The sequence below is a fragment of the Roseobacter sp. OBYS 0001 genome, assembly GCF_019654895.1.
Lineage (GTDB): Bacteria > Pseudomonadota > Alphaproteobacteria > Rhodobacterales > Rhodobacteraceae > Roseobacter > Roseobacter litoralis.
In genome coordinates this window covers 216,046-228,907 of sequence record NZ_BPES01000004.1, presented here as the reverse complement: position 1 = coordinate 228,907, position 12,862 = coordinate 216,046, and the positions used below count along the sequence as shown (strand labels likewise).

At 59.0% G+C, this 12,862-nt stretch carries 14 protein-coding genes and 1 tRNA gene; 8 read left to right on the top strand and 7 right to left on the bottom strand.

Annotation, left to right across the window (positions count from 1 at the left end; genetic code table 11):
- Positions 1–47: 47 nt before the first annotated feature.
- Together K5Q35_RS11020 and K5Q35_RS11015 are read right to left on the bottom strand one after the other, a co-directional pair.
- Entirely contained in the window at positions 48–773 is a 726-nt protein-coding gene (locus tag K5Q35_RS11020; RefSeq protein WP_013962272.1) for a GNAT family N-acetyltransferase, read from the bottom strand.
- A 22-nt stretch (positions 774–795) separates the two neighbouring features.
- The gene (locus K5Q35_RS11015; RefSeq protein ID WP_220799593.1) at positions 796–1,272 is read right to left on the bottom strand and encodes an outer membrane protein assembly factor BamE; all 477 of its coding nucleotides are present in this window, start codon (positions 1,270–1,272) and stop codon (positions 796–798) included.
- An 87-nt stretch (positions 1,273–1,359) separates the two neighbouring features.
- Between K5Q35_RS11015 and K5Q35_RS11010 the strand changes: the two genes are divergently transcribed.
- The 8 genes from K5Q35_RS11010 to K5Q35_RS10975 all read left to right on the top strand — a co-directional run bounded on the left by K5Q35_RS11010 (position 1,360) and on the right by K5Q35_RS10975 (position 7,352).
- Positions 1,360–1,905 (top strand): DUF177 domain-containing protein, encoded by a 546-nt coding sequence (locus tag K5Q35_RS11010; RefSeq protein WP_148264351.1) that lies wholly within the window; start codon positions 1,360–1,362, stop codon positions 1,903–1,905.
- Between the two features lie 232 nt (positions 1,906–2,137).
- Complete coding sequence (gene rpmF / locus K5Q35_RS11005; protein ID WP_013962275.1) at positions 2,138–2,344, top strand: 50S ribosomal protein L32; 207 nt, start codon at positions 2,138–2,140, stop codon at positions 2,342–2,344.
- A 49-nt stretch (positions 2,345–2,393) separates the two neighbouring features.
- Positions 2,394–3,467 (top strand): phosphate acyltransferase PlsX, encoded by a 1,074-nt coding sequence (gene plsX / locus K5Q35_RS11000; RefSeq protein ID WP_220799592.1) that lies wholly within the window; start codon positions 2,394–2,396, stop codon positions 3,465–3,467.
- Entirely contained in the window at positions 3,464–4,435 is a 972-nt protein-coding gene (locus tag K5Q35_RS10995; RefSeq protein ID WP_220799591.1) for a beta-ketoacyl-ACP synthase III, read from the top strand. Before plsX ends, K5Q35_RS10995 begins: the two co-directional genes overlap by 4 nt.
- Before the next feature lie 97 nt (positions 4,436–4,532).
- Positions 4,533–4,835, top strand: coding sequence for an integration host factor subunit alpha (gene ihfA / locus K5Q35_RS10990; protein WP_013962278.1), 303 nt, complete (start codon positions 4,533–4,535; stop codon positions 4,833–4,835).
- 4 nt (positions 4,836–4,839) lie between these two features.
- Complete coding sequence (locus K5Q35_RS10985; RefSeq protein WP_220799590.1) at positions 4,840–6,075, top strand: MerR family transcriptional regulator; 1,236 nt, start codon at positions 4,840–4,842, stop codon at positions 6,073–6,075.
- A 56-nt stretch (positions 6,076–6,131) separates the two neighbouring features.
- Positions 6,132–6,208, top strand: a tRNA-Pro gene (locus tag K5Q35_RS10980).
- Positions 6,209–6,275: 67 nt separating this feature from the next.
- Positions 6,276–7,352, top strand: coding sequence for a 2'-deoxycytidine 5'-triphosphate deaminase (locus K5Q35_RS10975; RefSeq protein WP_013962280.1), 1,077 nt, complete (start codon positions 6,276–6,278; stop codon positions 7,350–7,352).
- A gap of 47 nt (positions 7,353–7,399) precedes the next feature.
- On the opposite strand, the gene scpB is transcribed toward K5Q35_RS10975, so the two are convergent.
- The 5 genes from scpB to argS form a co-directional block, all read right to left on the bottom strand.
- Positions 7,400–8,005 carry an SMC-Scp complex subunit ScpB gene (scpB, locus tag K5Q35_RS10970; protein ID WP_148264474.1) on the bottom strand — a complete coding sequence of 202 codons (606 nt, stop codon included), beginning with the start codon at positions 8,003–8,005 and terminating at the stop codon, positions 7,400–7,402.
- Positions 8,006–8,067: 62 nt separating this feature from the next.
- Positions 8,068–8,859, bottom strand: a complete 792-nt coding sequence (locus tag K5Q35_RS10965; RefSeq protein ID WP_220799589.1) for a ScpA family protein — start codon at positions 8,857–8,859, stop codon at positions 8,068–8,070.
- A 15-nt stretch (positions 8,860–8,874) separates the two neighbouring features.
- Positions 8,875–9,873, bottom strand: a complete 999-nt coding sequence (gene nagZ / locus K5Q35_RS10960; RefSeq protein ID WP_220799588.1) for a beta-N-acetylhexosaminidase — start codon at positions 9,871–9,873, stop codon at positions 8,875–8,877.
- A 3-nt stretch (positions 9,874–9,876) separates the two neighbouring features.
- The gene (locus K5Q35_RS10955) at positions 9,877–10,842 is read right to left on the bottom strand and encodes an SPOR domain-containing protein (protein WP_220799587.1); all 966 of its coding nucleotides are present in this window, start codon (positions 10,840–10,842) and stop codon (positions 9,877–9,879) included.
- An 81-nt stretch (positions 10,843–10,923) separates the two neighbouring features.
- On the bottom strand, positions 10,924–12,666 hold the full coding sequence (gene argS, locus K5Q35_RS10950) for an arginine--tRNA ligase (RefSeq protein ID WP_220799586.1): 1,743 nt from the start codon (positions 12,664–12,666) through the stop codon (positions 10,924–10,926).
- Positions 12,667–12,862: the final 196 nt, after the last annotated feature.

Here is a 12,862-nt window from a genome sequence, read left to right as displayed (position 1 = left end):
CACCCGATCTCGTCAATGCAGAAAGCTGCACGAGCCACAGATTGCGATCAATGCGCCCCAAGTAAAAAGCGCAGCGCTTTTTTGCGCGCGGGCGGGATCAGGGCCACCTCAACCCCGGTAAAAACATGCATCGTTCCCATCTGCCGGTCGATCACCGCGTGATCGCTGACCCAGCCCCCGAGACGCAGGTAGCTGCGCAGCAGTGGCGGTGTCTGCGTCATGGCGCGTTGGAGGTCTGGCGTGGCATTAACATACCCGTCGAGCGACACACGCTCTGCGGCTTTCGCACCGGGGGACCATTTGCGCGGCGCGATATGACGATGCGCCAACATTGCAAAGGCGTCTTCATACAGGGCTGGCACCATCCCCTGAAAGGACGAACACCCAAAGAGCAAAGCGATCTTCAAAGCATCCACCTGCGCCGTCAACACAGCCCAGGCAAGGCGCAGCACATCCGGGTCATGGCACCCGGCGTCCATGCAAAACCGCCCGACCTCAAGCATATGGCCATGAAACACCTCAAGCGGTGAAAGGTCATAGAATTGCGCTGAATAGCTTTGCGTGATTTGGGCAGGTTTCAGATGAAGCATGCGAAAACAGCAGACCGGTGCGCCGCTGGTTGTATCTGCGATAAGCACATGGGTGCAGCGTGAATCATACGCGTCGCAATCGTGCGTCACTTCCAAGCCAAAACACGCCGCCCGAAAAGACTGCGCATGCAGGATCAAGGGCCCCGATGTCGCGACTGTTGCCTGATAGCGGCCCCGTTTCATCAGCGCGCTCTAATGTCGTGATCTATAGGCCGAGACCATTCGGTGTAAAGCTGCCAATGTTACCGACAAGCTGACGCAGGAAGGATTTACCTGCGACACTGGAATCAGTCACACGCCGGGTCAAACTGACGATCTGCCCCCGCTCCAGCCCGAAACTCTCCACATTCTCGACGATTCCATTGGCATCGAAACTGACGGCAACTACCTGACGTTCAATCACTTCGGGGTCCAGCATAGCGACGGTGCGCATGCGGCTGCGCACAAAATACAAGGCATCATCTTCCAGCACCGAAGTGGATCCGGATGTGCCAAGCGTCTCTTCGACGGACGACCGCGTATCGATGCCGACCACGATCTGGTCAAGGTCTTCCTGCGGCGGCACATATCCATGATTGCGATATGTCGGACCACACGCAACCAGCCCGAACAGAACAACTGCCAAGACAAAGGTCCGTGCCGTTTTGGAAAACCGGTATCCCTGCGGTATTCGCATACTCATAACGCTGGCCCTTGCCCTTGTGCTCCATGGCTTCTATCTCGCTTACACCATGCACGTGCCATGGTTCAAGAAACGAAAGCAGCATCAATGTCGCAAACACCGCCCTCACCTACCGCTTTGCGTGTCAGTGGCTTGTCACAGAACACTGCCACACCCTTTGATCTACGCCCGGCAAAGGCTCAGCGGACTGAATTGGCCACGCAAATGGATCTTCTGGGTTTGCGTAAATTATCGTTTACAGGCCAAATTACGTCACTTGGGGCTGCCGATTGGCAACTTGACGCAACCTTGGGTGCAACCGTTGTGCAGCCATGTGCCGTCACGGTTGAACCGGTCACGACGCGAATCGATGTGCCTGTCCGGCGCGTCTATCAAAAAGACTTCATCGACGTGGATGCACCCGAGGCGGAAATCCCCGACGACGACGCTGTTGAGCCTTTGTCTACCTGGATAGACCCGGCAGACGTCATGATTGAAGCCCTCGTGTTGCATCTGCCACTCTATCCACGCGCGCCGGACGCAGAACTCGGCGTACTCAGCGTGAGTGAACCCGGAGTGCGCCCAATGACGGACGAAGATGCGCGCCCCTTTGCAGGGCTGGCAGCACTCAAAGAGCAACTGAAAGACGACTGATGCCCCGAATCTGCAGCGTGTATGCGCGTCCGGCAGCGGCATCCGAACAAAAAGAGCTTGCACGCGCCGCTTATCACAGTATTTTGCGTGGCTCTTCCAAATAGGGTTGGACAAAGCGACGGCTTGCGCCTAAACGCACGTCACACCCACGAATGGGACATCTATTCACGAAACTCGGCTTTTCGCGCGATATCACCAGCGCTGAGCCCCGAACGACAAAAGGCCCAAGACAATGGCTGTTCAACAGAACAAAGTCTCCAAATCGCGCCGCAACAACCGTCGCGCGCACGATTCGCTGGTCGCAGCAAACCCAAATGAATGCACCAACTGTGGCGAGCTGAAACGCCCCCACCATATCTGTGCCGCCTGCGGTCACTATGACGACAAAGAAGTCGTGGCACTGTCAGAAGAGATTGATCTGGAAGACGACGCAGCCTAAACCTGTGCCTTAACGAATACGGGCAGCAGGGTTTGGGGGCAGTCGCTTTATGACGGCGCAGACCGGTCAGACGCAATCACACGATGAACGCATCATCATCTCGGTAGATGCGATGGGGGGGGACGAGGGTCCCGCCGCTATTGTTGCGGGCTGCGACGTGTCAGCGCGCAAAAACCCTGACGTGTTTTTCATCCTGCATGGGCCGGAGGCGGAAATTTCCGCTCTCGTCGCCCGCCGCAAATCATTGCAGGGTCGCTGCGAAGTCCGCGATGCGACCGATGTCGTTACGATGGACGACAAACCCAGTCAGGTTGTGCGCAACAGCAAAGGCACCTCCATGTGGTCCGCCATTGAAGCCGTGCGCGATGGCAGTGCGTCAGTCGCCGTTTCCTGCGGCAACACCGGCGCGCTCATGGCCCTTTCCATGATCCGACTGCGCAAACTACCCGGTGTGAACCGTCCCGCGATTGCCGTGCTCTATCCCTCCTCCAACCAGCAGGGCTTCAATGTGCTGCTCGACGTGGGGGCAGACATCAAGGCGGATGCGGATGATTTGCTGCGCTATGCGCTGATGGGCATGTCTTATGCACGTAACGGGCTTGATCTGCCGCGCCCTCGTGTCGGGTTGCTCAACGTGGGCACCGAGGAACACAAGGGCCGCACCGAACTCAAGGAAGCCTTTGATCTGATCAAGGAGCAACAGGATCCGGCGGGATTTGATTTTGTCGGCTTCGTGGAAGGCGGCGATATTTCGGGTGATCTGTGTGATGTAATCGTGACGGATGGTTTTACGGGCAATGTCGCGATCAAGACTGGTGAGGGCACGGCAAATCTTGTCGGCAACCGTCTGCGTGAGGCATTCCGTTACACGCCCTTGTCACGGCTGGCCTCGCTCTTGGCCTATCCGTCGCTACGCCGCCTGAAGAAAAAGATCGACCCCCGCCGTGTAAATGGCGGCGTTTTTCTTGGGTTGAATGGGACAGTTGTGAAATCACACGGCTCCGCTGACGCAACCGGCGTGTCATCCGCGATTAAGCTGGCCGCACAACTGGCGCATATCCAGTTTACCGACAAACTTGCAGCCCGCGTTGCCGGCCTGCCCGCAGAGGAGAAAGCCCAGTGACCCTGCGTGCCGTTGTAACGGGTGTCGGACATTATCTGCCCGATCGTGTCGTGCCAAATTCCGAGTTTGAAAAAACCCTCGATACCAATGACGAGTGGATACGTGCGCGCTCTGGCATTGAACGCAGACACTTTGCAGCCGAAGGTGAAACAACCGCGAGCATGGCCAGTGCCGCCAGTCGCGCAGCACTCGCGATGGCCGGGGTCGAGCCACAGGACGTCGATGCAATCATTGTCGCAACTTCCACGGCCGATTTGACGTTTCCCTCGGCGGCGACAATGGTGCAGGCCGAACTTGGTATGACACGCGGGTTTGCCTTTGATGTGCAAGCCGTCTGCGCGGGGTTTGTCTTTGCCCTGAGCAACGCCAATGCGCTGATTCTGTCCGGTCAGGCGAGAAGAGTATTGGTGATCGGTGCCGAAACTTTCAGCCGCATCATGGACTGGACGGATCGCTCAACCTGCGTTCTGTTTGGCGACGGTGCGGGCGCTGTTCTGCTCGAAGTTCAGAACGGCACCGGCACCTCAGCGGACCGCGGCATCCTCTCCACCGATCTGAACTCCGACGGGCGGCACAAGGATCTCTTGTACGTTGATGGCGGCGTTTCTACTGGGACAACCGGGTATCTTCGGATGCAGGGCAATCAGGTATTCCGCCATGCGGTCGAAAAGCTCGCCTCCACCGCCACCACCGCCCTTGAGCGCGCAGGGGTGACAGCGGCGGATGTCGATTGGGTTGTACCGCATCAGGCGAATATCCGTATCATTCAAGGAACAGCCAAGAAGCTGGGCGTGTCGATGGACCGGGTCGTGGTGACAGTACAGGATCACGGTAACACCTCGGCTGCATCGATTCCCCTCGCACTCTCCGTGGGGCATGCGCGCGGGCAAATCAAACAGGGCGATCTGGTGGTCACCGAGGCCATCGGCGGTGGATTGGCTTGGGGCGCGGTCGTACTGCGCTGGTAAACGGGGTTATTTTCGCTCATCCGGCGTTGAGCAAGTCATTGATATTGACTCGTAAAAATGCATGGACGTACAGTCGTTGAAAACGAAAGGGACAGAGATGGCCGAGAAAACGTTGACAAGAATGGACCTGAGCGAGGCGGTTTTTCGCGAGGTTGGCCTGTCTCGAAATGAAAGCGCACAATTGGTCGAATCGGTATTGGAGCATCTCTCCGATGCGCTGGTAAGTGGCGAGCAGGTCAAGATCTCCTCGTTTGGCACCTTTTCGGTGCGCGATAAATCAGCCCGTGTGGGACGCAACCCAAAGACCGGCGAAGAGGTTCCGATCAACCCACGCCGTGTGTTAACGTTCAGGCCCTCTCACCTGATGAAAGATCGTGTGGCCGACGGCAACAAGTCCTGAACGCATGCCCAAATCACCTGACGCGTTCCGCACGATCTCAGAGGTCGCCGACTGGTTGGGCGTGCAGGCGCATGTGCTGCGCTTTTGGGAAAGCAAATTCAGCCAAGTCAAACCTATAAAACGCGCAGGTGGCAGGCGCTATTACAGACCAGCGGATATGCTGCTGCTGGGTGGCATAAAGCAGTTGCTGCATGAGGACGGCCTGACCATCAAGGGCGCGCAGAAACTGTTGCGTGAAAACGGCGTGCCTTATGTCGCGGATATGTCGCAACCACTGGACGACCTGACAATTGCGGTGATCGAGGGGAGTACGGCCGGATCTGACGACGAGGTTTCCGATCTGCAGGAGGCGGTCGTCCCTGATGCCATGCCCGAGGAAAGCCCCGCGGCCCCAGCGGCTCAGGTCCTTGACGAACCACCTGCACCTGTGACCCCTGAAGCCCCCGCCATGCCAGAGCCGGAGGTGCTTGCAAGCACACCGACCGAACCCGAAGTGATAGCCAGCACGCCGGAACCCGATCTGAGCACGCAGACGCCAGAAACAGCGCCATTGGTGGCAAGTGAACCTGATCCGGAGCCCGTCCCGCAGGCGGTCGTGCCTGCGGATGCGTCCGATGTGCTCGCCCCATCTGAAACTGCTCTGACGGCGCCACCTGCAGAGCAAGATGATGTGTCTGCACCGCAAGAGGTCGAGCCCGCGCCGCAAGAGCCCGAGCCCGCACCGCAAGAGATCGAGCCCGCACCGCAAGAGGTCGAGCCCTCACCGATGACGCTCCTGGCGGATGAACCGGTTGCAGCTGAAACGGTGCCAAGCGACCCTGCCAGTGCTGAACCTGAGCAGCCACAGACGTCGCAGGACGCGGCACAGGCGATGCCGAGTTTTCGCGCCCGTCCCCGCAGCGCCGATGCAGAGGCGATCGTACCCACTGAACCCACACCGGCACCCGCCGCTCCGCAGGAGACACCCACACCTCCCCAAGCTGAGCCGACGATTCAGGACAGTGCTGCACCCGTATCGCCGCCTGAGACCTCCAACGAGGCACCCAAACCGAGAGTCGTCGATCTGCCCCCGGTGCCGGCAATCTCGCAGATTGCGGTGGATCCGTCCGCTTTGTCCGCGTTAGCGCAGGTAAAATCGCTGACACCAGAACAGGCGCAGGAGATCAAGCCCTTACTTGCGCGGCTGACCCGCCTGCGCGCCAGCATGGCAACCCCCCGCAAAGAAATCCACAAAGACTGACAGGTGGTATTTCTCTCTTGCCACGACGCCCAGATCGGGTATGAAGCGCGTCAAGTCGGGCTATGGCGCAGCCTGGTAGCGCGTCCGTCTGGGGGACGGAAGGTCGCAGGTTCGAGTCCTGCTAGCCCGACCAACATAAAATCTACACCAAGCGCCCGTACTCTTGCAGTGCGGGCCTTTGTGCTTTCGGGAGCGGATATATGAGCGGCGTGCTGCCAAACCAAGCCATCGAACGGATGGTCGCGGAAAACCAGATCGCTGCAACGCGCAACCTCGTTGAGGGACAAATCCAGCCTGCAAGTCTGGACCTGCGCCTTGGCAGCGTCGCCTTTCGGGTGCGCGCCTCTTTTCTGGCCGGTCACGGCGCGCGGGTCATGGATCGTTTGCGCGAGTTTGAGATGCACCGCGTCGACCTCTCGCAAGGCGCCGTTCTCGAAAAGGGATGCGTTTATGTCGTGCCTTTGATGGAGTCTCTCGCCCTGCCCGGCGACGTGCAGGCCGTGGCAAACGCTAAAAGCTCCACCGGGCGTCTTGACCTGTTGACCCGCACGATCACCGACGGGGGCACCGAGTTTGACCGGATCGCGCCGGGGTATCACGGCCCGCTTTATGCAGAGATCTGCCCGCGCTCGTTTTCCGTTCTGGTCCGGCCCGGTATGCGGCTGAACCAAATCCGTTTTCGCGCCGGACATGCGGTTCTGGATGACGCCGCGCTGAAAAGCCTGCATCAGGAAATTCCGCTCGTGAACGGCGATGCGGTCATCGACGAAGGGTTGGGGTTTTCTGTTGACCTGAAGCTGAAGGATACCACGCTGGTTGGCTATCGGGCGAAACCGCATACGGGCGTCATCGATCTGGAACAGATCAACCGATACGACGCATCTGAGTATTGGGAGGAAGTCCATACGCAGAACGGTCAGATCATTCTCGACCCGGGCGCGTTCTATATTCTCGTCAGCCGCGAAGCCGTAACGATTCCTCCTAATTACGCCGCTGAAATGGCCCCCTATCTGGCAATGGTGGGTGAATTCCGGGTGCATTACGCCGGCTTTTTCGACCCCGGTTTCGGCTTTGCACCGGCAGGCGGGGCGGGATCGCGCGGGGTTCTGGAGGTGCGCTGTCACGAAGCGCCCTTCGTGCTTGAACATGGTCAGGTGGTTGGCCGCCTTGTTTATGAGCGCATGGAAGAGGCCCCAACGCAGCTTTATGGGGCGGGCATCGCCTCGAACTATCAGGGGCAAGGTCTGAAGCTGTCGAAACACTTTAAGACGCCTTAGCGTCACCCCGCGCGACCTCTGACACCGTGGTTGTGTCACGTCGTGGTTTAATCCTCAAACAGCTCGCTTTGCCCTTCTGCGCTCTCGTCCGGCTCGTCTTCCTCGGAGTTGAGGCTGATGGCTCCGGGCGGCGGTCGGTTTTCAAGCAACCCTGCAGCGCGCAGTTCCTTCAACCCCGGCAGATCGCGCGCGTTCTCAAGACCAAAGTGATCCAGAAATTCAGCCGTCACGACGAATGTCACAGGGCGACCCGGTGTCATTTTCCGACGCCCAAAGCGGATCCATTCCATTTCAAGCAGTTGATCCACCGTGCCGCGCGACACCGACACGCCGCGGATTTCTTCGATCTCCGCGCGTGTGACGGGTTGGTGGTAGGCGATGATCGCCAGCGTCTCAACAGCGGCGCGGCTGAGTTTGCGCGTCTCGATGGTTTCGCGCTGCATCAGAAAGCCCAAATCGGGTGCGGTCCGCATCGCCCATGCATCGCCGATATGGCACAGTCTGACACCCCTGCCCTCGTATCTCTTGCGCAGATAGACCAACGCTTCGGCCGGGTCGGACCCATGCGGCATGCGCGCGGCAAGTTCCTTGACAGATACAGGCTCTGCTGAGGCAAAGAGGATCGCTTCGACCATACGTTCCTGCTCGCCCATGGGCGGGGCCTCGAACAGGCTTTGTTCGTTTTCGTCGGACGCTGTGGGGGTGGTGTCGTCACTCACTGAGGTCTGTCCCTTTTGCGCAGTTCAATCGGTGCGAATGTGTCGGATTGACGTATCTCAAGGTGACCCTCTTTCACAAGCTCAAGCGACGCAGCAAAGGTCGCGGCAGTCGCGGACCTGCGGCGCACCGGGTCGAGTTCCCACCCTTCGGGCAGATAGCTTGAGATATCCGTCCAGTCGCCTGCATAGCCCATCAGACCGCGCATGCGTTCCAATGCCTGCTCCATTGTGAAGACAGCATCGCGGTCCATGACAAACGGGCGAAATTCATCACGCGTCCGAATACGGGCATAGCCCTGCATCAGGTCCAGCAATGTGGCGGTATATTGGATGTTGCGGGTGCGGGTGACCTCGTGGGTCTGGCCGCGCGCAAAGAAATCACGCCCAAGCCGATCGCGCCCCATCAACCGTGCGGCGGCATCACGCATCGCCTGCAACCGCTCAAGCTGGAAGGCAAGATGCGCTGCAAGCTCTTCGCCGCTTGGCCCCTCTTCGGTCGGGTCAGGGGGCAAAAGCAAGCGAGACTTGAGAAAGGCAAGCCATGCGGCCATCACCAGATAATCCGCAGCCAGTTCAAGGCGCAGCGCCTTGGCGCGTTCCACAAAAGTCAGGTATTGTTTGGCCAGTGCAAGGACGGAAATTTTGCGCAGGTCTACTTTTTGCGTCCGGCTCAGCGTCAACAAAACGTCCAGCGGACCCTCAAAACCATCTACATCCACGATGAGTGCTTCGGCGGCCATGCGATCGGCAACAGACAGCTTGTCCTCTTCGAAGGGAATTTCAGCCATGTCCGATATCGACTTTCACGCCTTATTCAACAGCGCCCCAAGCTGAGCCTGCGCGGCAGGAATGTCAATATCATCAGGGGCGATCCGCACATTCAGGGCGCGTAATGCGCGGGTCTGCGCAGCAAAACTCATTTCGCCCGCAGCCTCAGCCACTTCATGGCGGTCGGCAAGCGATCCGTTGCAATGCAAGACCACGTCGCAACCCGCCACAAGGGCGGACTGCGCGATCTGGGTCAGACTGCCCGACAGCGCCTTCATCGAGATGTCATCGGTCATGATCAGGTTGTCAAACCCGATGTCCTCGCGGATGAGCTTCATCACCTTGGGCGAGAGCGTTGCGGGCGCGCTGTCCAGCGCCTCATAGACAAGATGCGCGGTCATCCCCATGGGCAGGTCGTTCAACGCTTTGAACGGGGCAAAATCCTGAGCGCGCAAATCAGCCACCGATGCTGTGACATTTGGCAAATCGTAGTGACTGTCCAAGGTCGCACGCCCGTGTCCCGGAATGTGTTTGAGGACCGGGATGACCCCGCCTGCCAGCATCCCCTCGGACGCCGCGCGCCCCAGCATCGCCACGCTATTCGCGTCCGTGCCATAACATCGGTTGCGCAGGAAATCATGGGTATCGGCGCTGGCGATATCCACCATCGGTGCGCAATTGCAGTCGATGCCGAGATCATGCAACTCAGCCGCGATCAGGCGAAAACGCAGATACATCGCCTCTTTGGCGCGCGGGCCGGCCTTGGCCACGAAATCCAGCGGAGGCAGCCATTCTGTCCAGACCGGGCCACGCAACCGTTGAACGCGCCCGCCTTCCTGATCAATGGTGATGGGCGCATCACGCCCGACACAATCCCGCATTTCCGTGCACAGGGCGCGCACCTGATCCGGGGAGTCGATGTTGCGAGCAAACAGGATGAACCCATAGGGGTTGGCGGCCCTGAAGAACGCCTTTTCATCCGCTGTCAGACGAAGCCCTTCGGCATCAAGGATAGTGGCCCCGAACCGTGCCACGCTCTATTTGACCTGCACCGGGATGCAATCGACGCCCTCCGCCTTGATGGCAGAGCAAAAGCGCCGCGTATCGCTGAGGCTCACAAACCCCATGGCGCGCAACCGGTAAAAAGTACGCCCCCCCGATTGCACTTCTTGTACAACCCGCGATTTGCCGTCGATCATCTGGCCGAATTTGGCCTGAATGCGTGTCCATTCCGCGCGCGCCACCTCGGGGCTGTCAAAGGCGCCAAGCTGGGCAAGGCGTGTTCCGGAGGGAATATCCGCAGCGGCGACCTCAACGCTTTGCTCAGGGGTGTAGGCAACGCGCTGCACGGTTTGTTGAATGTCAGCCGGACGAATACGGGGGCGCAGAGACGCCCGCGCTCCGGGGGCATCTATGACCTGTGTGAGCAGCACAGCAGGTTGCGGCGTCAGATCGGACGTTGCCGCTATTTGCGCGCCATCCCCCGCCAATTCTGCCACAACCGCGTCAATAGCACTTTGCTGCCCGCGATCGGTCGTGGGGGCAACGGCAGCCTCTGCCGTGATCAGCGATTCATGCGCCGGCGCGAGCGGCTTTGGCTGTATGACGGGTTCTTCTCTTTTTGCGGCAATGGGTTGATCCTCATCAGCCAGCTGTGTTGCCGGCGGTGCAAGCACCACGCGATCAACCGGTCCTGACGCAGAACCGCGCGCGGCAATTTCATTCACCGCCAGACCCTGATGGCGGGCCAGTTGCCCCCCCGGGTCTTCCGGGCGCACGCGCATCTCACCCTCTGCCGCGCGCACGACAGGGATGCCACTGACATCGCGCACCATGAGCTTGTAGCCCCAGACACCGATACCCGCGATCAACGCAATTGAAACAACCGCACCCGCCATATTAGTCAGCGTTGCAATTGAAACCGATTGTGCGCCTTCGGGGTCCTGCCCCTGCGTACCATGACCATAGTCGCCCCGATAATGGGTGCGTTCAAAATCCGCCATTTGTGCCTCACCGCCTTTGGGATACGTTGCCCCAAAAGTCTGTCTTACGAATTACTGCTCAGGCACGGGTCGCGTTTTATATCAACGCATTTCCTGTGCCGGTGTGACGCCGAGAATACCAAGACCGGCCGCAATTACAACGCTGCAGGCACGTGCGAGGGCAATTTTCGCTTGTGTGACTTTTGGATCATCCTGCACGAAACGTAATTCCGGCACATCATTACCCCGGTTCCACAACGCGTGAAACACGCCCGAGAGCTCATAGAGATAGAAGGCAACGCGGTGCGGCTCGTTGCTGCGCGCCGCTGTTTCAACCAGACGCGGCCACTCGGACAGTTTGGCAATCAGGCCCAGTTCGGCCTCATGATCCAGCAGCGACAAATCCGCAGCCTTCAGCGTGTCCATGTCGACGGCAATGCCTGCCGCTTCGGCCTTGCGCATGACTGACGCGACCCTCGCATGGGCATATTGCACGTAAAACACCGGGTTTTCGCGGCTTTGCTCCATCACCTTGTCGAAATCGAAATCAAGCATGGCGTCGTTCTTGCGCGTCAGCATCACGAAACGCGCCACATCCGGACCCACCTGATCCACCACATCGCGCAGAGTCACAAAGGTCCCTGCCCGCTTGGACATCTTGAAAGGCTCGCCGTTTTTGAACAGTTTCACCAGCTGCGTCAGCTTGATATCCAGCGGCACTTTACCATCTGACAGAGCAGACACCGCCGCCTTCATCCGTTTGACATAGCCGCCGTGGTCTGCGCCAAAGACGTCGATCAAGGCGTCATACCCTCGGCTGACCTTATCGTAGTGATAGGCGATATCGGGCGCGAAATAGGTCCAGCTGCCGTCGGATTTCATCACCGGGCGGTCGACGTCATCGCCATGTTCAGTCGATTTGAACAGCGTCTGCTCGCGCGGCTCCCAGTCTTCGGGCTTTTTGCCTTTCGGCGGCTCCAGCACACCGTCATAGATCAACCCCTTGCTTTTGAGGTCCTCAATCGCGGCTTCGATCCGTCCGGTGCCATAGAGCGATTTTTCCGAATAGAACACGTCCATCTCGACACCGAGCGATTTCAGATCAGCCCGGATCAAGTCCATCATCGCATCGGTGGCGAATGTGCGAATGTCCTGCAGCCATGCCTCTTCGGGCTGGCCCACATAGCTGTCGCCTTTGAGATCTTTCAGCTGTTGACCCACCGGGATCAGATAATCGCCGGGATAGGTGCCATCGGGGAAGGCCACCTCCTGACCGTGCGCTTCCAGATAGCGCAAATATACTGACCGGGCGAGCACATCGACCTGCGCACCGCCATCGTTGATGTAGTATTCGCGCGTCACATCAAAGCCTGCGTAATCGAGCAAAGACGCCAATGCATCCCCGAAAACCGCACCACGGGTATGGCCGACATGCAAAGGACCTGTCGGATTGGCCGACACATATTCGACATTCACCTTCTGACCCGCACCAAGGGTCGCGCGCCCGAAATCCGTACCCGCGCCGAGCACCGAGAGCAAAACCGCGCGCCATGCGTCGGGCGCAATCCGCAGGTTCAAAAACCCCGGCCCCGCCACCTCGGCCGATGTAATCCGCGGATCAGCGACCAAATAGGCCGCCAAAGCCTCTGCGATCTCACGCGGTTTTTTGCCCGCAGGCTTGGCCAATACCATCGCTGCATTGGTCGCCATATCGCCATGCGACGCATCGCGCGGCGGTTCAACCGTCACGTTGGCCATGTTCAGGTCAGCAGGCAAATGCCCGGCGGTGACCATCTGGTCCAGACAGGCAAGCACAAGCGCGCGCATTTCGGCAAAAAGGTTCATCAAGCGGTCCTATCTCAGAGCATATGCGCGGTGTATCACGCCCGAAAGCCGGGTCAACCTTTGCCCAGCGTATCAGGAGGAAACCCCTCGGCAGTTTACCGCAGAAAGACAATCACGGCTGAGCGACAAAACGGTCAAAAGCGGCCATCAAGCGGTGTTGCCAACAACACCTCCTGGAGTTTGGGTAACATGTCGT

What these genes read in the sequence shown, in the direction of transcription:
- K5Q35_RS10955 (WP_220799587.1), bottom strand. Translation starts at nt 10,842, where the DNA reads ATGGCGGATTTTGAACGCACCCATTATCGGGGCGACTATGGTCATGGT.
- scpB (WP_148264474.1), bottom strand. Translation starts at nt 8,005, where the DNA reads ATGGGCGAGCAGGAACGTATGGTCGAAGCGATCCTCTTTGCCTCAGCA.
- K5Q35_RS11010 (WP_148264351.1), top strand. Translation starts at nt 1,360, where the DNA reads ATGTCGCAAACACCGCCCTCACCTACCGCTTTGCGTGTCAGTGGCTTG.
- K5Q35_RS10975 (WP_013962280.1), top strand. Translation starts at nt 6,276, where the DNA reads ATGAGCGGCGTGCTGCCAAACCAAGCCATCGAACGGATGGTCGCGGAA.
- plsX (WP_220799592.1), top strand. Translation starts at nt 2,394, where the DNA reads ATGACGGCGCAGACCGGTCAGACGCAATCACACGATGAACGCATCATC.
- K5Q35_RS11020 (WP_013962272.1), bottom strand. Translation starts at nt 773, where the DNA reads ATGAAACGGGGCCGCTATCAGGCAACAGTCGCGACATCGGGGCCCTTG.
- K5Q35_RS11015 (WP_220799593.1), bottom strand. Translation starts at nt 1,272, where the DNA reads ATGAGTATGCGAATACCGCAGGGATACCGGTTTTCCAAAACGGCACGG.
- K5Q35_RS10985 (WP_220799590.1), top strand. Translation starts at nt 4,840, where the DNA reads ATGCCCAAATCACCTGACGCGTTCCGCACGATCTCAGAGGTCGCCGAC.
- ihfA (WP_013962278.1), top strand. Translation starts at nt 4,533, where the DNA reads ATGGCCGAGAAAACGTTGACAAGAATGGACCTGAGCGAGGCGGTTTTT.
- K5Q35_RS10965 (WP_220799589.1), bottom strand. Translation starts at nt 8,859, where the DNA reads ATGGCTGAAATTCCCTTCGAAGAGGACAAGCTGTCTGTTGCCGATCGC.
- rpmF (WP_013962275.1), top strand. Translation starts at nt 2,138, where the DNA reads ATGGCTGTTCAACAGAACAAAGTCTCCAAATCGCGCCGCAACAACCGT.
- argS (WP_220799586.1), bottom strand. Translation starts at nt 12,666, where the DNA reads ATGAACCTTTTTGCCGAAATGCGCGCGCTTGTGCTTGCCTGTCTGGAC.